This window comes from Delftia sp. DS1230, from assembly GCF_040112715.1.
GTDB classification, from domain to species: domain Bacteria; phylum Pseudomonadota; class Gammaproteobacteria; order Burkholderiales; family Burkholderiaceae_C; genus Comamonas; species Comamonas tsuruhatensis.
This window is the reverse complement of sequence record NZ_CP157763.1, coordinates 4,737,296-4,756,285: the sequence shown is the minus strand read 5'-3', so window position 1 is coordinate 4,756,285 and position 18,990 is coordinate 4,737,296. Positions and strand designations below refer to the sequence as shown.

Below are 18,990 nucleotides of genomic sequence, written 5' to 3'. Positions count from 1 at the left end.
GGCTCAGAGCTGGCCCTCGGTCAGCGTGTCGAGCTGGAAGCGGCCGGACTTGTCCCAGAGCCAGGTATCGGTATAGGTGATGCGGGCGGCGCCGGCAGGAGCGGGGAAGGGCGCGGCGGCGCGCACCAGGCGCTCGATCTCGCTCACCACCTCGGGGGCATGGCCGGGCGCGCGCATCCAGTGCAGGCGCTGGACCTGGCCGTTGCGGTCGATCTGGACCTGGAGCACGCCGATCGCGTAGAGCATGGGCGGCAACTGGCCCTTGTAGATGCGATCGGCATTGCGCGCGTACAGATGGTTGGCGGCCACCTTGCGGTACTGCAGCTGTGCGCTGGAGCTGACGTCGTCGGGGCGCGGGCCGGGGCCGGGCGGGGACTTGCAGGCCGTGACCAGGGAGGCAATGGCGGCCATCAGGCCGGCCCACAGCCAGGGGCGGCCGGAACGTGGCTTTTGCACGGAACTGTGCTGCGTGGAATCAGGGGAATCGGGCATGATTGCGAGCGTATCCTGAAACACTGCGGCACCGGCAGTCGGAGCGCAAAACTCAAGTGCCGCAGCGGACAATCCCGCAACAAATTCCAACGAAGCCCGCAGGCGCCACGACGGGCTGTCAGGTGCGCCCATGTGGAGTGACACGTTCAACAAAGTCGAGCAGGGCCTTGCGCAGGGGCCGCTGTGCTGGGTCGAAGTGATGGACTCGCGAGGCTCCGTGCCGCGCGAGCGCGGCGCCTGGATGGCGGTGTTCGCCGACCGCGTGGCCGGCACCATCGGCGGCGGGCACCTGGAGTTCGATGCCATCGACAGGGCCCGCAGCCTGCTGCGCGGCTGGGCAACGCCTGGCGAGCAGGGTAGCCAGGGCGGCCAGGTCGCCACCGAGCACCAGCACCGCTATCCGCTGGGCCCCAGCCTGGGCCAGTGCTGTGGCGGCGTGGTGATGCTGAGGTTCGTGCTGGTGCCCCAGGGCCGCATGGACATGCTGCGCGAGCGGCTGCAGCCGCCGCGCGACTGCGTGGCCCTGTTCGGCGCAGGCCACGTCGGCCATGCGCTGGTGCGCCTGCTGTGCAATCTTCCCTACCGCGTAATGTGGGTGGACAGCCGCGATTCGGTCTTCCCCGAGGAGGAGCACGAGCTCGTGCAGTGCGAGTATTCAGACCCCGTGCAATCGGCCGTGGCCGATCTGCCTGCAGGCTCCCAGGTGCTGATCATGAGCTTCAGCCATGCCGAGGACCTGGAGGTGGTCGCCCAGTGCCTGGGTCGCCAGCGTGCGCAGGGGGATCTGCCCTATGTGGGCCTGATCGGCAGCGCTACCAAATGGGCCACCTTCCGGCGCCGCCTGCGCGAGCGCGGCTTCAGCGATGCGGAGCTGGACCATGTGACCTGCCCCATCGGCGTGCCCGGCATCAAGGGCAAGGAGCCCGAGGTGATCGCGGTGGCCGTGGCGGCGCAGCTTCTGCAGCGGCGCAGCGCGGTGTCCGCGCGGAATCAGGGAAATCTCTAGTGAATTGATGCTGCGCAAGCCGATGGGCTGGCGAAAAATTGCATACACTTTGTGTCTACGAAATGGTCGCAGCGGTGCACCGGCGGTATATCTACCGGGTGCGCGGCCTTTTTCTTCTGCTCAGAGCGCCCGCAGTGGTGAGCAGGTTGAACACCGGCGGCCCCCACGCTGCCAAGGTTGAGAGCTATGGAAAGCTACATTCTCGACTGGGCCAACCTGCTGTTGCGGTGGCTCCACGTCATTACGGCCATCGCCTGGGTCGGTTCCTCCTTCTATTTCGTCTTCCTCGACAGCAGCCTGACGCCGCCCGTCGATGACGATCTCAAGAAGCAGGGCGTCAGCGGCGAACTCTGGGCCGTGCACGGCGGTGGGTTCTACCACCCCGTCAAGTTCAATGTCTCCCCGCCCAAGCTGCCGGACCACCTGCACTGGTTCTACTGGGAAAGCTACACCACCTGGCTCAGCGGCTTTGCGCTGCTGACGGTGTCGTACCTGTGGAACGCCAAGATCTACCTCGTCAATCCGGCCGATCCCAATGCCATGGGCTCGGCTGCGGCCATTGCCTCGGCCCTGGCCTTCCTGGTCGTGTTCTGGCTGCTGTACGACGGCATCTGCCGCGTCTTCGGCCAAAAGAAGAACGGCGACGCCACGGTGGGCGCCATGGTGCTGGTGCTGGTGTGCATCGCGGCCTTCCTGGCCTGCCATATCTTCCCGGGCCAGGCCGCCTTCCTGCTGATGGGCGCCATGCTGGCGACCTCGATGAGCGCCAACGTGTTCTTCTGGATCATCCCCGGCCAGCGCACGGTGGTGAAGGCCCTGAAGGAAGGCCAGCCCGTGGATCCCATCCACGGCAAGCGCGGCAAGCAGCGCAGCGTGCACAACACGTACTTCACGCTGCCGGTGCTGTTCGCCATGCTGTCCAACCACTACGGCTGGCTGTACAGCCATGAGCTGAACTGGCTGGTGCTGATCCTGATGATGTTCGCAGGCGCCGCCATCCGCCAGTTCTTCGTGATGCGCCACGGCTTCAAGCTGGGCCGCAATGCCCATCCCTGGCCCTACGCCCTGGTTGGCGTGCTGGTGCTGATCGGCACGGCCGTCTGGCTCAAGCCCGCGCCGGCGCCTGCCGCAGCGCCTGCGCCGGCTCCCGCCGCCGTGCAGTCGCCTGCCGCAACGACCGAGCCCGCAGCAGCGGCTCCCGGTGGTGACTCGGCAGCGCCGGCTGCGCCTGCAGCCCCTGCGTCCCCGGCTGCCGCCGCTCCTGCCGACGGCGCCGTCGGCTATGCCCAGCTCGCGCCCTTCTTGCAGCAGCATTGCGTGGTCTGCCACGGTGCCGCCCTGCAGCAAAAGAATGTGCGCCTGGACTCGCCCGAGCAGGTCAAGGCCCATGCCCAGCAGATCTACCAGCAGGTGGTGCAGCTGCGCAAGATGCCCTTCGGCAATCCGGGCGCCCTGAGCGATGACGAGCGCGGCATGGTCAAGCGCTGGTACGAATCGGGTGCATCGGTGAACTGATCATCCTGCCGCGCCCATGCGCTGCCAACCACCCGCCCGCAGTCTCGCAAGAGCCTGCGGGCTTCTTGTTTCAGGCAGGCCAGGCCGCTGCGGTACCGTGCAGGGCCGGATGCCGCGCTTCATCGTGCGGCGTGTGCAGCGCGATGGCGCCGCGCCCCGGCAGGCTTTGCGCCTTGGCCTGCTGCTTGGCCAGGGCCGCGAGGTTGGCGATGTCCTCGGGTGCCAGCAGGCTGCCCGGCGCGACGCGCACCACGCCGATGGACAGCGTGGTGCAGGCAAAGAATCGCCGGATGCCGTGGCGGTCCTCGGCCCAGATGCCGCCGGCCTCGCGCGCCTGGTCGTCGAACAGCTGGCGTGCCTCGCCTGCGAAGGCGCCGACGATGTCCTCGCAGCGCCGCTGCCAGTCCTCGCTTTGCAGCAGCAGCATGAAGTCGTCCCCGCCCACATGGCCCACGAAGTCGCGCCGCGCATCGCAGTGCGCCACGGCCAGCCGCGCCACCAGGCGGATCATCTGGTCGCCGCGCCAGTAGCCGTAGTGGTCGTTGAAGGGCTTGAAGTGGTTGAGGTCGGCATAGCAGGCCACGAAGCCGGCGCCGCTGTCCAGCAGGCGCTGCATGTGCAGGCTGATGGGGATGTTGCCGGGCAGGAAGGTCAGCGGGTTGGCGTGGCGCGCGGCCTCGATGCGGGCCTCGGTCACGCGGCGCACCAGCTGCTCGCCCGTGCCCAGGCCCACATAGCGGCCGTTGTCGGTGACGATGAAGCCGTCGCTCAGGTAGCGCTGGTCCTGCGAGGTCAGGATGCCGACGAGCTGGTCCACATCGCAGTCCAGCTCCACGATGCGCGGCTGCACGTTGGCAAAGGCCAGGCAGGGCTTGCGTCCGTGGACTTCACGGAAGTACAGCGTGGCGTAGTGGTTCATGAACTGCTGGCGGTTGATGAGGGCCAGCGGCCGGCCGGCCTCCACGACGGCAATGGCGTGCAGCTGCTGCCCGGCCTGGAACAGCTCGGCCACCTCGTCGTTGCTGGCCGCCGGTGCCACGCAGGGCGCCTGCATCACCATCAGGTTGCGCAGCACGCCCGGGCGGGCGCTGTGGCCCTGGTGGGGCAGCACGGCCACGCGCGGGTCCTGCGCCACGCTCAGCGCCTGCGGGCTGATCTGCGGCTGGGCGGCTTCGGCGGGCCGGCCCAGCAGCCATCCCTGGCCGTACGCAATGCCCAGGTCGCGCAGGGTGCGCAGCTCGTCCTCGGTCTCTATGCCTTCGGCGATCAGCGTGGTTCCGAAGACCTCGGCAATGCCCTTGATGGCCTGCAGCAGCTGCAGCGTGGCCGGGCGCTGCTCGATCTGGTGGATGAAGTACTTGTCGATCTTGACGAAGTCCGGCTTGGCCTCGGACCACAGGCGCAGGCTGGAGCGGCCGTCGCCAAAGTCGTCGAGCGCCAGGCGCGCGCCCGTGGCGTGCACGGCCTTGACGGCGGCGCAGACGGCGGGCATGTCGGTCACATGGTCGTGCTCGGTGATCTCCACCACCAGGGACCGCGCCTGCACGCCGAAGCCGCGCACCGTGTCCCCGACCATGCTGGGGCCGCAGACACCCACGGCCTGCACCAGCGCCTGGGCGCTGAGGTTGACGAACAGCCGGCCCGGCGCGCCCTGGCGGCCCCAGTCCTGCAGCGCCACGCAGACCGCCAGCAGCTCGAATTCCCGAAGAATGCCCTCGGCCGCAGCGCCCTTGAGCAAGGCGTCGGGCGTGTGCAACGGCATGCCCCGGGGGCCGCGGATCAGCGCCTCATGCGCATAGATGCTGCCGCTGCGCAAGTCGGCCAGCGGCTGGAAGACGCAGTACAGGCCGCCCGCGCGCATGAGCTGTGCCACGGGGCCTGCACCGGACCGCACTGCGGCCGACAGCACGGCCGCCGTAGCGGGCAGGCTGGCGAGCATCTGGGGATCGATCATGGGCTCAACTTTTCAGTTGGATACATTACGTTTCACTGGTGACATACTTGTGACAAGTATGCCGCCTGTCGGCGTGCGTGCTGGCGGCCGATTGACGTGGCTCAAAACGCGGCGGCTGCAAAGCCGGCAAAGTTGCGTGCATGTTCGCCCTGTCTTCCTTGCAAGCTTTCGCCTTCGCGCCGGGTTCCGCCCAGGTGTTGGCCGCGGGTACCTGGCTCAGGCTGCGTCGGCAGTCGCCGGATACGGTGATGTATCTGGAACGCGGTCGCGTGCTCCTGGGCATAGGCCAGGGTGGGCAGATGCGCCACCAGCTGGGTGTGGTGGAGGGGCCGGCCTGGCTGGATGCGGCCTTTGTGCTGCAGCGGCGCGGCAGCAGCCTGGACATGCTGGCCGACAGCGATGTCCGCGTGCAGCAACTTCCCCAGGCCGACTTCCTGCAGGCCGTCTCGCAACTGCCGTCTCCCGCCCAGCAACTGCTGCAGGACATGGCCCAGGCCTACTGCGCCCAGACCGAGCTGGCCGTGAGCCGCCTGTCCAAGGATGCCGAGGCACGCTGTGCACAGTGGCTGCTGCGCCATGCCATGCCGCACGAGGCGGGCGGCCTGCGCGTGACGCTGCACCTGCGCAAGCGGCTGATCGCCGCCCAGCTCGGCATTGCGCCCGAGACCTTCTCGCGCGTGCTGCGCCAGTTGCGTGAACATGGACTCATCGCGGGCCGGGGCAATGTCATCGATCTGCCCAAGCCTGCGGCGCTCGAGGTGCTGGCGGTAGGCTGATTCCCACGCCGCTGACGGGTGCCGGCCTGCAAGCGCCGGGCCTTGCGGGGCGGGGTATCCACTGGTTCGCGGGTTCCACCCAGTGGGACGGCTTTCGGGTCTGCATATATTGAGGGCGTCATGTCACTGGACGCCCGTCGATCCCCCTTTTTCCAGGCGCTGCTGGCATCCCAGGATGCTCGGCAGGTGCCGGACTCGCCCTCGTGGCCGCGCGCGTCCACAGGCTGGGGCGCCATGCGCTGCACGGTGCTGGCGCTGGCCGCGGCGGCCGTGCTTGTGGTGGGCCTGGGCAGTGCCTGGTGGGTATCGCACAGCATGCGCCAGCAGACGCTGGAGCGCGCCATGGCCCGGCAGGCCGACGAGGTCGATACCGTGGCGCGCATGCTGGCCTCGCGGCTGGAGCAGCAGCAGCGCCTGCTGTGGGTGCTGGCCCAGGGCATGGCCGACCAGGGCGGCGACCCCAGCCGCCTGATGGGCGAGATGCTGCGCGGAGACGCATCCGTGCGGCTGTTCGACACATTGCAGCTGGCCGATGCGCGTGGGCAACTGCAATTGAGCCTGCGCGGCGGCCGCTCTGAGCCCCTGGTCGATCTGGACGAAGGCGTGCGCGACGTGATGCGGCGCAGCCTGGCCGATGGCAAGCCCGTGGTCTCCACCATGGTCCGCAAGGGGGCCGATCCCGCAATGATGGAGTTGCTGTACGCCGTGCCGCTGCGCGCCGGCAACGGCACGGTCAGCGGCGTGCTTTCGGCGGGCGTGCGCATGTCCGGCCAGGCGCTGCTGCCGCCCGGCATCGACCCTTCGCGCTCCGCAGGGCGGCTGCTGGTCATGCAGCGCGACGGGCAGATCCTGGCCCACTCCGATCCCGCGCGCTGGACGGCGCGCGCCGAGGCCGAGCCCGGCCTGGGCGCGGACTGGTTGCAGGACCCTTCCGCCGGCGGCCTGCAGGTGGGCCCCGATACCCAGCGCCGCGCCGGCTACCTGGTGACGACGGCCGGCATGCCGCTGCCGCAGTGGCTGGTGGTCAGGATCACCCCCGAGGAAGCCATTGCGCCCAGCCTGGCGCCGCGCGTGCTCTGGTGGCTGCTGGCAGCCGTCGCGGGGGTCACCGCGCTGCTGGTGCTGCTGCTGATCCTGGTCACCGAACCCATGGCCGCCTTGCATCGCAGTGCACGCCAATGGCTGGCGAGCCAGGGGCGGCTGATGGCCGAAGAGCCCGATCCCGCGCCGGAGCCGGCGCCAGGCCATGCCGAGGAAGGCGGCTGGCGCATGCCCTGGACCCATGCCTGGGGAGAGGCTTCCACGCTGTGGCAGGCCCTGCACCGCCTGGGCCAGATGGGCCAGGACCAGGTCCACGAGGTCGGCCGGCTGCAACTGCAGCTGCAAACGCTGATGGACTACGCGCCCGTGGGCCTGGTGGTCACGCATGCGGCGCATCTGGAGCTGGTGGGCCTGCAGGCCGCGCGCATGCTGGGATATCCGCCGCGCGAACTGCAGGGGCAGGCGATACGCCAGCTGTGCGCCTCCGACGCTGCGCACGCCCAGTTGCTGGAGCGTGTGCGCAAGGACCTGGACATGTACGGCCAGTTCGACAGCGAGCAGTGCTTTGTCCGCAAGGACGGCCGCCCCATCTGGGTGCGCCTGCACGGCCAGAGCCTGCAGCGCCTGCAGCGCGGCCTGGAGCCACGCGCCGTGGTGCCGGCCGATCCCACCCTGGTCTGGGTGGTCGAGGACGTGACCATGCAGCGCCTGGTGCGCGAGCAGCCGGGCTGGAAGGCCATGCACGATCCGCTGACCCTGCTGCCCAACCGCGAGGCCTTTGCCATGCGCCTGCATGAATGGCTGCAGGAATGCAGCGCCGCCCAGCGCCTGCCCGCCGAGGCGCTGCAGGAAGAGGCCTCCTCCTCGCAAGCCGACGCCGAGGTTGCTGCCGTGGCCACGGCCGCGGTCGAAGTCGCCATTTCTCCCATGCCGCACCATGGCGTGATCCTGTTCCTGGACCTGGACCACTTCGCCCACGTCAACCAGCAGGGAGGTCATGCGGCCGGCGACGAGGTGCTGTGCCACATGGCTCGGCTGATCGACAGCGTGGTGCGGCCCTTGGGCTGGGTGGCGCGCCTGGGCGGCGACGAGTTCGCCGTGCTGCTGGCCGGCGTCCCGGCCGAGCAGGGCATGCTGCTGGCGCAGAGCCTGTGCATGGCCGTGCAGGACTGGGAAGGCGCGCACGAGGGCCAGCGCTACCTGATGGGCGCCAGCGTCGGCATGGTGGTGCTCGATGCCCGCCAGCACACGGTCAGCAGCGCGCTGCGCTCGGCCGACATGGCCTGCTATGCGGCCAAGCGCAAGGGCCGCAACCGCGTCGAGGTGCTGGAGGCCGCATGAGCGCCGGGGCCGCGCCTCATTCGAAGGATTCGCTGAAGCGCCGCAGTCCCTCGGGATCGATCAGGGTCAATGCCCCATAGGAGACGCGGACCGCTCCGATGTCCTCCAGCTCTCCCAGGGTGCGATTGACGATCTGGCGCGACACGCCGGCCAGGCTGGCCAACTCCTCCTGCGACATGCCCAGGTGCCGGTTGCCGGTGTCCGGATACAGCCTCGAATCGGTCAGCTCCGAGATGCAGTGCGCCACATGGCGGCTGGAATGGTGCAGCCGCGCATGCTCGCAGCGGCCGATGAACTGGCCCAGGCGCGCATTGAGCTGGTCCAGCAGGAAGCGGTTGAAGCCGAGGCTGCGCTCCAGCAGCCAGTGAAAGGTGCTGGCCGGCATCAGTGCCACCAGCGTATCCTCGATCGCCGTCGCGTCGAACGGCCAGCATTCGTGCTTGAGCAGTGTGCCCTCGCCGAACCAGCAACCCGGGGTAAAGGTGGCCAGCGTGGTGCTGCGCCCGGTAGGCGACAGCGCATGGATCTTGACCGCTCCCTGGACGATGCCGGCCCAGTGGCCGGCCCGGTGCGACTTGTGGCAAAGCGGGGCGCCGGCCGGTATGTGCCGCAACAGCACCTCCCGCCGCAACCTGAGCAGGTGGGCCCTGCTCAGGTGGGGCGCAAAGGGCGCGGACTTGAGGACGGCGTTGATCGTGGGCGGCTGCATGGTGCTTGATGCAAATCTTCAATGAAAGTCTGCTGCTTCATTGCATGGATTGGCACGCTGCAAACCCTGATCACCGGCCCCCGGACCCCTGCGGGACTTCGCGCAGGGTGCAGCTCAATCGTTGCGCGAGACCGGCGCAGGCCCGGCCTTGGTGCCCGCCGGGCCGGCACTGAAATCGGTCAGGAAGGCCGCCTCCTGGCTCTGGCCCGTTCCGGCCTGGCTCCAGTCGCACACTCCTGCCGCAAACACTGCGGCAAGGCGCTTTTGCTGGGCCGGGCTGAAGGTGATGCCGGCGTACTCCGGGCTGGTGAACGAAAGGGGCTTGAGCTGGCACTGGTAGATGTCCTCCGCGAGCGGACCTCCGGCCACCTGGCGTGGCGACAGGGTCGGCTTGAGGGGACAGGCTGGGTCGTCCAGGGCCAGGACTTTGTCGAGATCCGAAGGGGCGGCTCCCGTTGCGGCGATGCATCCATCCCTGACATCCGAAGGCCTGTTGCGCACCACTTTCTGTGCCAGCGCCGCGCCGGTGGTGTCGCGCTCCACGGCGGTCAGCCAGCGGTCCATCATGACAAAGGCCTCGCGTCGCATGGCAGGGGCGATCAGCAGCGGGACCATGCCCTTGCTGGCGCGGATCACGTGGTTGTCATGGTGGCCGTTGGCGGCATCCAGCCGTGCGCGTTGCTGCAGGCTGCGCCAGGTCATGTGGATGTCGCTGCCGCCCTCGGGCCGCAGGTCAATGATGGCCACCTGGGACAGGTTCCTGCCGTTGCTGGTGAGGCCACTGCTGTAGAGCCTGGGCAGCAGGCTGGCCACGGCCCGCTCGCGGGCTGCCGGCCTGGACGCAGTGCCGCCGGTCCAGTCCATGTCGTTGGTGTAGCTGCCGATGCCTTCGTTGAGCTGCACGAAAGCCTCCGCGTCGATGGCGCCCGACTGCAGTGCCTTGAGTCCGTACTGCAGGCCCGTGTTGTCATACGGCAGCTGCGGCTTGGTGTGGCCGTCGGTGTCCTTGAACGTCCCGAACACCGGGACCAGCATGTCGTGGATCGAGCAGCGCACGCCCTGGCCGCGTGTGCGCGGGTCGTAGACGATGGAGGCGGGAAAGCCCACGCCGCAGTTGTCGGGCAGCCGGGGGTTCTGGGGGGCGATGAAGCTCCCTACCCATTTGTCGCAGTAGCTGGCCGGATGGCCATTGATGGCGGCCTTCGCGGTGTCGCTCAGTGCCTGTCCTGCGGCCGTCCTGTAGTAGTTGGACAGCAGGCCGCAGTCGCGTGTTTCCATCCAGGTGGACACCGCATCGGGATAGCTCAGCCCCGTCTGTATGCCCTGCAGCAGACCCGGCATGGCGGAGGCGATCACTGTCTGCATCATGGAGCCACCCGAGTCGCCGTCCCCCATGGTGTAGCGCACTTCGCCGTAGTTCTCGATCAGATGCTCCTTGATGCGCATCATGTTCTCGGCGGCCAGCAACTCGTTGTTGTTGTGCAGGTGGTTGGTCAGCATGGCTTTCACGACCATGTGGCCTGCCGCGAGCGCGTTGGGGTCGAACGGCAGGCTGCCGCTGAACTGGTCGAGGAGGTTGACCGCCGGCTCCTGGAAGCGGTTGCCGGAAGCGGCTGCGCCGAATCGCCACAGCACCTTGCCGTTCCATCCCTTTTGCGGCTCCCAGGGCGTCCAGGCCTGCGCGGGGTCATGGTAGGCCAGGATCTGGAAGGTGCCGCGGCCCATGACGCCAGTTTCCATGCGCAGCAGGTGCTTGACCGTATCTCCGCGGTCGTTGGTGAAGTCGGCGATCTCGCTGTCGGCCGGGCGCTGCGATGGGTCGTAGGCCACATGGCAGGGCGTGGCGCCTGCCGGACCCATCGTGCAGGCGCTGCCTTGCCTGGCCTTGGGCATGTAGTAGTAGGTGTACTGGGTCCTGGTATTGCACTGGACATCCACCGGATCGGTATCGAGACCGCTGACGCGCGTGGTCACGGTCGCCGACAGTGCCGTGCCGGGCACGGAAACGGTGGCTTGCGCGCCATTGCGCGTGGCGCAGATCCACGGCGCGGTCTGCGGCCCGGCGAAGATGGGATCGCCCCGGCCATGGTTGGTGATGTCCAGCCGTGCCCTCGCGCTGCCGGCCGCCGTGGCGGTGAGGGTGTTGGCGCCCACCTTCAATCCCTCGACCCGGCCCAGAATCCGGCCATTGGCGCGCAGGGCGAACCGGGCGGTGACATCCGTGCCATTGAGCGCCACCTTCAGTGCACCGGGCGGGCTGCCCTTGGGCAGCACAATTTCAATATAGGCATTGCCGTCGCTGATCATGTCGGCCCGGTTGGACAGGCTGCGTATCTCGATAACACCCAGGCCTGAGTCACCGCTGCCGCCGCAGGCGGTCAGCACACTGGCGAGCGTGGCTGCGGCCACCATGCCCGAAAAAGGGGTTGGCTGTTTCATCGTCTTGTCTCCTGCAATCCACTTCCTTTTGAAGCGATTTCATTGAATCACGCTAACAGTCTGCAAGTCTGTATAGGTTTGGACAATGGTTTGCCGGCGACTGGCTCGCATATTGCATGTGCTGCGTGCACAAGTGTTTAACCGCCCCTGCCCAGGGCATTCTTGGTGCTTGTATCTAGCTGGCGGGGGTCATGGCTGGGTTACGCTGCGGGCTCCCCATGACCTGCGGCGCGTCCCCGGCGCGACCGCTCTTTTTTTCGCTGATTGCTTCGCTACATGCGCGACCAGGCCCTGTTCGACAAGATTGATCTGCACCTGATACGGGTGCTGCACACGGTGCTGACCGAGCGCAGCGTCTCGCGTGCCGCATTGCGCCTGGGCATGCACCAGCCGGCGGTGTCCGCCGCGCTCAAGCGCCTGCGCGACCTGGCCGGCGATTCGCTGCTGGTGCGCTCGGGCGCGCACATGCAGCCCACCGAGGCCGGGCTGCGCATGGTGCAGCCGGCGGCCGACATCCTGCGCGCGGCCGAAGGCCTGTTCAGCGATGCGCGCCATTTCGATCCCCGCACCTCCACGCGCACCTTCCGCATCGCCGCCAGCGACTACCTGGACCCGCTGTTCCTGCCGCGCCTGGTGGCCCATCTCAAGACCGAGGCGCCCGGCTGCCCCGTGGACATCCTGGCCCTCAACGGCGACGCGCACTACGAGGTGCAACTGGCCCAGGGCGATGTGGACGTGGTGATCGGCAATTGGCCCGAGCCGCCGCAGGGCCTGCACATGGCCAGCCTGTTCGAGGACGAGGTGGTCTGCCTGGTCAGCCCCCAGCACCCGGCCGTGCGCCGCGGCTGGGACGTGGCCCAGTGGCTGGAGGCCGAGCACATCGCGCCCACGCCCACCTACCCAGGCGCGCGCGGCGTGATCGACGACCAGCTCTCCCGCATGGGCCTGCAGCGCCAGGTGGCGGCGCGCTGCGCGCATTTCAGCCTGATTCCCGACATCGTGGCCACCAGCTTGCTGGTGCTGACCACGGGGCGGCTGTTCTGCGAGCGCTTCAGCCAGCGCCTGCCCCTGGTGATCCTGCCTTGCCCGGTGGAGTTTGCGCCGCTGGTGTACTACCAGCTGTGGCATGCCCGCACGCACATGGGCGCGTCCACACGCTGGCTGCGCGACGCCGTGCGGCAGGTGGCGCTGATGTCCCGTGCCCGCTAGGCGACGGCGATAGGAACCGCCTTTTGGGTGAACAAAGTGATGGCCGATATGAGGGCCGCCGAGGCGGTTTCAAGGACTTGTGTTCCAGTTTGTTGCAGAAATTGAAAGACAATCCCAGCCATGAATCCCCCCGATACAGTCCCCCTGCCAGCAGCAGCGCCGCCGCGGCTGCAGCTGACAGGCATCACCAAGCGCTATCCGGCGGTGGTGGCCAACAACGGCATCTCGCTGACCGTGGGCGCCGGCGAAGTGCATGCCATCCTGGGCGAGAACGGCGCCGGCAAGTCCACGCTGATGAAGATCATCTACGGCGCCGTCAAGCCCGACGAGGGCCGCATCGAGGTCGATGGCAAGCCGGTCCACATCCGCAACCCGCAGGAGGCGCGCCAGCTGGGCATCGCCATGGTGTTCCAGCATTTCAGCCTGTTCGACACGCTGTCCGTGGCCGAGAACGTCTGGCTGGGCCTGGACAAGAGCCTGCCGCTGGCCGAGGTGGTGAAGCGCATCGAGTCCACGGCGCATGACTACGGGCTGGAGGTCGATCCCCACCGCCCCGTGCACACGCTGAGCGTGGGCGAGATGCAGCGCGTGGAAATCATCCGCGCCCTGCTCACGCACCCGCGCGTGCTCATTCTTGACGAGCCCACCTCGGTACTCACGCCGCAGGCGGTGGAAAAGCTCTTCGTCGTGCTGCGCCGCCTGGCGTCCGAGGGCTGCTCCATCCTCTACATCAGCCACAAGCTGCACGAGATCCGTTCGCTGTGCACGGCCTGTACCGTGCTGCGCGGCGGGCAGGTGGCGGGCGTGTGCAACCCGGCCGTGGAGAGCAATGCCTCGCTGTCGCGGCTGATGATCGGCTCGGAGCCGCCCGAGCTCACGCACCGCGAATCCCAGGTCGGCGCCAGCGTGCTGCGCGTGCAGGGCCTGGCGCTGCCGCGCTCGGAGCCCTTCGGCGTGGACCTGCATGGCATCCAGCTCGATGTGCGCGCGGGCGAAGTCGTGGGCATCGCCGGTGTCTCGGGCAATGGCCAGAAGGAATTGCTGTATGCGCTGTCCGGCGAGGACACGCGCGCAGCGCCCGAAATGGTGCAGATTGCCGGCCGGGAGGCGGGGCGCCTGGGCCCCGGCCGGCGCCGTGCGCTGGGCCTGCACTTCGTGCCGGAGGAGCGTCTTGGCCGCGGCGCCGTGCCCAGCATGGGCCTGGCGCACAACCTGCTGCTGACGCGCAAGACCGCGCTGGGCAAAGGCGGCTGGATCCGCATGGGCAAGCTGCAGGAGCAGGCGCGCGCCATCATTGCGCGCTTCAACGTCAAGGCCGGCGGCCCCAACGCGGCGGCGCAGTCGCTGTCGGGCGGCAACCTGCAGAAATTCATCGTGGGCCGCGAGATCGATGCCAGGCCCGCGCTGCTCATCATCTCCCAGCCCACCTGGGGGGTGGACGTGGGGGCGGCCGCGCAGATCCGCGGCGCCATCCTGCAATTGCGCGACGAGGGCTGCGCCGTGCTGGTGCTCAGCGAGGAGTTGGACGAATTGTTCGAGATATGTGACCGCCTGCATGTGGTGGCCAAGGGCCGGCTGTCGCCCTCCGTGGCGCGGGCCGATGCCACCGTGCAGCAGATCGGCGAGTGGATGAGCGGCCTGTGGGACGGTGCTGCCGCCCCGAACGCCGCCCCGAGTGCCACCAAGGGAGGTGCCCATGTTCAAGCTTGAGCAACGCCCCCAGGCCTCGAAGCTGTGGACCTACGGTTCGCCCGTGCTGGCGCTGGCCATCACGGTGCTGATCGGCGTGTGCCTGTTCGTGATGCTGGGCAAGGACCCGGTGCGCGGCCTGCAGGCCTTCTTCTGGGACCCCGTCAAGTCCACCTATGCGCTGGGCGAGCTGGCCGTCAAGGCCACGCCGCTGCTGCTGATCGCGCTGGGCCTGGCCGTGTGCTTTCGCTCCAATGTCTGGAACATCGGTGCCGAAGGCCAGTTCGTGATCGGCGCCGTGGCCGCAGGCGGCGTGGCGCTGCTGGCGGACAAGACCACGGGGCCCTGGATCGTGCCCGCCATCCTGGTGGCCGGCATGCTGGGCGGCATGGTCTGGGCCGGCATCGTGGCCCTGCTGCGCGACCGCTTCAATGCCAATGAAATCCTGGTCAGCCTGATGCTGGTCTACGTGGCCACCCTGGTGCTGGGCTTTCTGGTCTACGGGCCGTGGAAGGACCCCATGGGCTACAACTTCCCGCAGACCAAGACCTTCGAGCGCGTCACGCAGATCCCCAAGCTGATGCAGGGCATGCGCACCAATATCGGCCTGCTGCTGGCGCTGGCCGCGGCGGCCATGCTGTGGATCTTCCTGTTCCGCACCCGCGCCGGCTTTGCGCTGCAGGTCGGTGGGCTGGCTCCGGCCGCCGCACGCTACGCGGGCTTTTCCTCGCGCCGTGCGCTGTGGACGGCGCTGCTGATCTCGGGCGCCGCCGCCGGCCTGGCCGGTGCGCTGGAAGTGGCCGGCCCGCTGGGCCAGCTCACGCCCTATGTCCCGGCCGGCTACGGCTTCGCCGCCATCATCGTGGCCTTCGTCGGCCGCCTGCATCCCGTGGGCATGATCTTTTCCGCGATTCTCATGAGCATGTTCTATATCGGGGGCGAACTCGCCCAGTCGCGCCTGGGCCTGCCCAAGGCGCTGACCGGCGTGTTCCAGGGCCTGCTGCTGTTCACGCTGCTGGCCTGCGACACGCTGGTGGCCTACCGCGTGCGCTGGGTGTCCCGCACGCCCGTGGTCCCGCCCGCAGCGGCGCCTGCCGTCAAGGAGGCCCGCTGATGGAATCCTACGCACTGCTGCTGGGCTCCACGCTCAGCGCCGGCACCGTGCTGGCGCTGGCCGCGCTGGGCCTGCTGATCAATGAAAAGGCCGGCATCGTCAACCTGGGTGCCGAGGGCATGATGCTGTGCGCCGCCATCGCGGGCTTTGCCGCCGTGGTCCACACGGGCAGCACCACCGTGGGCTTTCTGGCCGGCATGGGTGCGGGCGCGCTGCTGGCCGCCATCTTCGGCGTGCTGGTGATCTGGCTGAACACCAACCAGTACGCGACGGGGCTGGCCCTGTCGCTGTTCGGCACGGGCTTCTCGGCCTTCCTGGGCCTGGGCTATGTGCAGGCACGCCTGCCCGAGCTGCCCAAGTTCGCCGTGCCCTGGCTGTCCGACCTGCCCGTGGTGGGCACGGCGCTGTTTCGCCTGCATCCGCTGGTCTATGGCGCGGTGGCCATTGCGGCGGCCCTGGTCTGGTTCCTCTACCGCACCCGGGCCGGCCTGGTGCTGCGCGCCGTGGGCGAGTCGCCCCAGTCGGCCCACGCGCTGGGCTATCCGGTGCGCCGCATCCGCCTGGCGGCCGTGGTCTTCGGCGGCGCCATGTGCGGTCTGGCCGGTGCCTACATCTCCACCGTCTACACGCCGCTGTGGGTGGAAGGCATGGTGTCGGGCCGGGGCTGGATCGCGCTGGCGCTGACCACCTTCGCCACCTGGCGCCCTGCGCGCGTGCTGCTGGGCGCCTACCTGTTCGGCGGCGTGACCATGCTGCAGTTCCATTTGCAGGCCACGGGCGTGCAGGTGGCCAGCCAACTGCTGTCCATGCTGCCGTACCTGGCGACCATCGTCGTGCTGGTGCTGATCTCGCGCAATCCGACCTGGATCCGCGCCAACATGCCGGCCTCGCTGGGCAAGCCCTTCTACCCGGGCTCCTGACGCTTTCATTTTTTCTCTCTCCCTCCAGAACCACAAAAGGACAAACGCATGCCCGCTTTGCGCGAACGCACCCTGAAACCTGGCCTCAAAAGCACGCTTGTGAAGATGATCGGCCTGTCGGCCATCTCGGTGGCGGCCCTGACCGCCTGCGGCAAGAAGGAAGAGGCCGCAGCGCCGGCTCCCGCTGCCGCGCCCGCAGCGCAGGCGCCGGCCGAGAAGCTCAAGATCGGCTTCATGTACGTCAGCCCCATCGGCGACGGCGGCTGGACCTTCCAGCATGAGCTGGGCCGCAAGGCCATCCAGGAGAAGTTCGGCGACAAGGTGGAAACCTCCTTTGTCGAAAGCGTGCCCGAGAGCGCCGATGCCGAGCGCGTGATGCGCGACATGGCCGGCCAGGGCAACAAGCTGATCTTCGCGACCAGCTTCGGCTACCAGGAGTTCGTGCAGAAGGTGGCGGCCGACCTCAAGGACGTGAAGTTCGAGCACGCCACCGGCTACAAGAATGCCGACAACGTGGCCACCTACGACACCAAGACCTTCGAGGGCGCCTACTTGGCTGGCATCGTGGCCGGCGGCATGACCAAGACCAAGACCATCGGCGTCGTGGCCTCGGTGCCTATCCCGGAAGTGGTGCGCAACATCAACAGCTTCGTGCTGGGTGCGCAAAGCGTCGATCCCTCGATCAAGGCCAAGGTGGTCTGGGTGAACGAGTGGTTCGCCCCGCCCAAGGAGTCCGAGGCCGCCACCTCGCTGATCAACGGCGGCGTGGACGTGCTCTACCAGAACACCAACTCCCCGGCCGTGCTCAAGACGGCCGAGGAACGCGGTGCGCGCGCCTTCGGCAAGGACGGCGACATGAGCGCCTTCGCGCCCAAGGCCCACCTGGGCTCGGCCGTGATCGACTGGACGCCTTACTACAGCAAGGTCACCCAGGACACGCTGGACGGCAAGTGGCAGGGCGGCTCGTTCTGGTGGGGCGTGAAGGAAGGCGCCATCGACCTCGTGAAGATCGCCGACGACGTGCCCCAGGACATCAAGGACAAGGTCGCCAAGGCACGCGACGGCTTGAAGGACGGCAGCTTCGCCGTCTGGACCGGCCCCATCAAGGACAACGCGGGCAAGGAAGTGCTGACGGCAGGCCAAGTCGGCGACCTGGGCTTCATGACCAGCATCAACTTCTTCGTCAACGGCGTCGAAGGCAAGGTGCCGGGCGCCAAGTGATCCGGCGGCAGTCCATGCAACAAGGGCCCTTCGGGGCCCTTTTTTCTGCCGCGATCCGCCAGACGGGTCCGCCCTATGCACCACGATTGTGCAAAGCCCCCAAAATGTGGTTTTCCCGCATGCCTGGTGGCTCTGGCGCAGCCGGCTGGCGCCATTCTTGCTTTATTCTCGGGACCCATCGCGGCGGGTCTGCGCCCCTGCGGACACCGCCTTCTTCCTGCCTGCCGCAGGACCACTTGAGGAAACTTCGATGACTGATCTTCACAAACGCTCCCTGATCAAGGTGGCAGCGCTGTCGGCCGTGGCCGCCGCCGCGCTGGCCGGCTGTGGCAAGAAGGAGGAGGCCGCGCCTGCGCCCGCTCCCGTTGCCGAGGCCCCTGCTGCCGCTGCAACCGAGCCTTTGAAGATCGCGTTCGCCTACGTGGGCCCCGTCGGTGACGGCGGCTACACCTTTGCCCACGACCAGGGCCGCCTGGCGCTGGAGAAGGAATTCGGCGACAAGATCAAGACCTCCTATGTGGAGAGCGTGCCCGAGGGCGCCGATGCCGAGCGCGTGCTGCGCGACATGGCCGCCAACGGCAACAAGCTGGTCTTCGGCACCACCTTCGGCTACATGGAGCCCATCCAGAAGATCGCTCCCGACTTCCCCGATGTGAAGTTCGAGCACGCCACCGGCTACAAGACCGCCGCCAACGTCAGCACCTACGACAGCCGCACCTACGAAGGCGCCTACTTGGCCGGCATCATCGCGGGCTCCATGACCAAGTCCAATGTGCTGGGCGTGGTCGGCTCCGTGCCGATTCCCGAAGTGCTGCGCAACATCAACAGCTTCACGCTGGGCGCGCAGTCCATGAACCCCAAGATCAAGACCAAGGTGGTCTGGGTCAACGAGTGGTTCGCCCCCCCGAAGGAAACCGAGGCTGCGACTTCGCTGATCAACGGCGGCGCCGACATCCTGTTCCAGAACACCGACTCCGCCGCCGTGCTCAAGACGGCCGAGGAAAAGGGCAAGCGCGCTTTCGGCTGGGACTCCGACATGACGGCCTACGGCCCCAAGGCCCACCTGGGCTCGGCCATCATCAACTGGACGCCCTACTACACCAAGACCGTGCGCGAGATGCTGGACGGCAAGTGGAGCAGCCAGCAGACCTGGTGGGGCGTGAAGGAAGGCGCGATCGACATCGTCTCGCTGGCCGATGACGTGCCCGCCGAGGCCAAGGCCCGGATCGAAGAGGTCAAGAAGGGTCTGAAGGACGGCACCTTCCACATCTGGAAGGGCCCGATCACAGGCCAGGACGGCAAGGAACTGCTGGCCGCCGACGCCGTGGCCGAAGACAAGTTCCTCACGGGCATCAACTTCTACGTCAAGGGCGTGGAAGGCAAGGTGCCGGGCCAGGACAGCAAGTAAGACAGACGCCAGGCCACCCGGCGCAGGCCGGGTTGCCTGTTGCCGCCAGGGCCGCCTTCGGGCGGCCTTGGCGTTCATGCGCAGCACAGGTGTACCTGTACCGTACCTGTGCTGCGCATCGAGCGGGTTTATGCTCGCTCCCAGCCGCGGCCTGCC

General features: G+C 68.0%; 14 protein-coding genes. 10 read left to right on the top strand and 4 right to left on the bottom strand.

What is annotated here, in order from left to right; all coding sequences use genetic code 11:
* Window positions 1-3: 3 nt before the first annotated feature.
* Entirely contained in the window at window positions 4-492 is a 489-nt protein-coding gene (locus AAN986_RS21430; protein WP_016449773.1) for a hypothetical protein, read from the bottom strand.
* A 130-nt stretch (window positions 493-622) separates the two neighbouring features.
* Between AAN986_RS21430 and xdhC the strand changes: the two genes are divergently transcribed.
* Window positions 623-1,498: a xanthine dehydrogenase accessory protein XdhC gene (gene xdhC, locus AAN986_RS21425; protein WP_043790727.1), complete on the top strand. Its 876-nt coding sequence runs from the start codon at window positions 623-625 to the stop codon at window positions 1,496-1,498.
* A gap of 186 nt (window positions 1,499-1,684) precedes the next feature.
* Window positions 1,685-3,013, top strand: a complete 1,329-nt coding sequence (locus AAN986_RS21420) for a urate hydroxylase PuuD (protein ID WP_047217816.1) — start codon at window positions 1,685-1,687, stop codon at window positions 3,011-3,013.
* Between the two features lie 70 nt (window positions 3,014-3,083).
* Here the strand turns inward: AAN986_RS21420 and AAN986_RS21415 are convergent, their stop codons facing one another.
* Window positions 3,084-4,967: a phosphodiesterase gene (locus tag AAN986_RS21415; RefSeq protein ID WP_047217815.1), complete on the bottom strand. Its 1,884-nt coding sequence runs from the start codon at window positions 4,965-4,967 to the stop codon at window positions 3,084-3,086.
* A 140-nt stretch (window positions 4,968-5,107) separates the two neighbouring features.
* On the opposite strand from AAN986_RS21415, the gene AAN986_RS21410 reads away from it, so the two are divergent.
* Complete coding sequence (locus tag AAN986_RS21410) at window positions 5,108-5,743, top strand: Crp/Fnr family transcriptional regulator (RefSeq protein ID WP_016449769.1); 636 nt, start codon at window positions 5,108-5,110, stop codon at window positions 5,741-5,743.
* A 120-nt stretch (window positions 5,744-5,863) separates the two neighbouring features.
* Window positions 5,864-8,125, top strand: coding sequence for a diguanylate cyclase (locus AAN986_RS21405; RefSeq protein ID WP_047217814.1), 2,262 nt, complete (start codon window positions 5,864-5,866; stop codon window positions 8,123-8,125).
* A 16-nt stretch (window positions 8,126-8,141) separates the two neighbouring features.
* Here AAN986_RS21405 and AAN986_RS21400 read toward each other — a convergent pair whose 3' ends face one another.
* Together AAN986_RS21400 and AAN986_RS21395 are read right to left on the bottom strand one after the other, a co-directional pair.
* A complete protein-coding gene (locus AAN986_RS21400) occupies window positions 8,142-8,834 on the bottom strand; it encodes a Crp/Fnr family transcriptional regulator (protein ID WP_047217813.1) in 693 nt (230 codons plus the stop codon).
* 114 nt (window positions 8,835-8,948) lie between these two features.
* On the bottom strand, window positions 8,949-11,273 hold the full coding sequence (locus tag AAN986_RS21395) for a DUF6351 family protein (RefSeq protein ID WP_047217812.1): 2,325 nt from the start codon (window positions 11,271-11,273) through the stop codon (window positions 8,949-8,951).
* A 276-nt stretch (window positions 11,274-11,549) separates the two neighbouring features.
* Here AAN986_RS21395 and AAN986_RS21390 point away from each other — a divergent pair, with 276 nt between their 5' ends.
* The 6 genes from AAN986_RS21390 (at window position 11,550) to AAN986_RS21365 (ending at window position 18,834) form a co-directional block, all read left to right on the top strand.
* Complete coding sequence (locus tag AAN986_RS21390; protein WP_016449767.1) at window positions 11,550-12,482, top strand: LysR family transcriptional regulator; 933 nt, start codon at window positions 11,550-11,552, stop codon at window positions 12,480-12,482.
* 120 nt (window positions 12,483-12,602) lie between these two features.
* The gene (locus tag AAN986_RS21385; RefSeq protein WP_047217811.1) at window positions 12,603-14,192 is read left to right on the top strand and encodes an ABC transporter ATP-binding protein; all 1,590 of its coding nucleotides are present in this window, start codon (window positions 12,603-12,605) and stop codon (window positions 14,190-14,192) included.
* Window positions 14,179-15,285, top strand: a complete 1,107-nt coding sequence (locus tag AAN986_RS21380) for an ABC transporter permease (protein WP_016449765.1) — start codon at window positions 14,179-14,181, stop codon at window positions 15,283-15,285. The genes AAN986_RS21385 and AAN986_RS21380 overlap by 14 nt, the downstream gene beginning before the upstream one ends.
* Window positions 15,285-16,205, top strand: coding sequence for an ABC transporter permease (locus tag AAN986_RS21375; protein ID WP_016449764.1), 921 nt, complete (start codon window positions 15,285-15,287; stop codon window positions 16,203-16,205). The genes AAN986_RS21380 and AAN986_RS21375 overlap by 1 nt, the downstream gene beginning before the upstream one ends.
* A 48-nt stretch (window positions 16,206-16,253) precedes the next feature.
* Window positions 16,254-17,426 carry a BMP family ABC transporter substrate-binding protein gene (locus AAN986_RS21370; protein WP_016449763.1) on the top strand — a complete coding sequence of 391 codons (1,173 nt, stop codon included), beginning with the start codon at window positions 16,254-16,256 and terminating at the stop codon, window positions 17,424-17,426.
* 250 nt (window positions 17,427-17,676) lie between these two features.
* Window positions 17,677-18,834, top strand: a complete 1,158-nt coding sequence (locus AAN986_RS21365; protein WP_016449762.1) for a BMP family ABC transporter substrate-binding protein — start codon at window positions 17,677-17,679, stop codon at window positions 18,832-18,834.
* Window positions 18,835-18,990 lie beyond the last annotated feature (156 nt).

Bases quoted from the DNA above. Each gene is read 5' to 3' on its own strand.
- AAN986_RS21370 (WP_016449763.1), top strand. From the start codon at position 16,254: ATGCCCGCTTTGCGCGAACGCACCCTGAAACCTGGCCTCAAAAGCACG.
- AAN986_RS21415 (WP_047217815.1), bottom strand. From the start codon at position 4,967: ATGATCGATCCCCAGATGCTCGCCAGCCTGCCCGCTACGGCGGCCGTG.
- AAN986_RS21395 (WP_047217812.1), bottom strand. From the start codon at position 11,273: ATGAAACAGCCAACCCCTTTTTCGGGCATGGTGGCCGCAGCCACGCTC.
- AAN986_RS21405 (WP_047217814.1), top strand. From the start codon at position 5,864: ATGTCACTGGACGCCCGTCGATCCCCCTTTTTCCAGGCGCTGCTGGCA.
- AAN986_RS21385 (WP_047217811.1), top strand. From the start codon at position 12,603: ATGAATCCCCCCGATACAGTCCCCCTGCCAGCAGCAGCGCCGCCGCGG.
- AAN986_RS21430 (WP_016449773.1), bottom strand. From the start codon at position 492: ATGCCCGATTCCCCTGATTCCACGCAGCACAGTTCCGTGCAAAAGCCA.
- AAN986_RS21390 (WP_016449767.1), top strand. From the start codon at position 11,550: ATGCGCGACCAGGCCCTGTTCGACAAGATTGATCTGCACCTGATACGG.
- AAN986_RS21410 (WP_016449769.1), top strand. From the start codon at position 5,108: ATGTTCGCCCTGTCTTCCTTGCAAGCTTTCGCCTTCGCGCCGGGTTCC.
- xdhC (WP_043790727.1), top strand. From the start codon at position 623: ATGTGGAGTGACACGTTCAACAAAGTCGAGCAGGGCCTTGCGCAGGGG.
- AAN986_RS21375 (WP_016449764.1), top strand. From the start codon at position 15,285: ATGGAATCCTACGCACTGCTGCTGGGCTCCACGCTCAGCGCCGGCACC.
- AAN986_RS21400 (WP_047217813.1), bottom strand. From the start codon at position 8,834: ATGCAGCCGCCCACGATCAACGCCGTCCTCAAGTCCGCGCCCTTTGCG.
- AAN986_RS21420 (WP_047217816.1), top strand. From the start codon at position 1,685: ATGGAAAGCTACATTCTCGACTGGGCCAACCTGCTGTTGCGGTGGCTC.
- AAN986_RS21380 (WP_016449765.1), top strand. From the start codon at position 14,179: ATGTTCAAGCTTGAGCAACGCCCCCAGGCCTCGAAGCTGTGGACCTAC.
- AAN986_RS21365 (WP_016449762.1), top strand. From the start codon at position 17,677: ATGACTGATCTTCACAAACGCTCCCTGATCAAGGTGGCAGCGCTGTCG.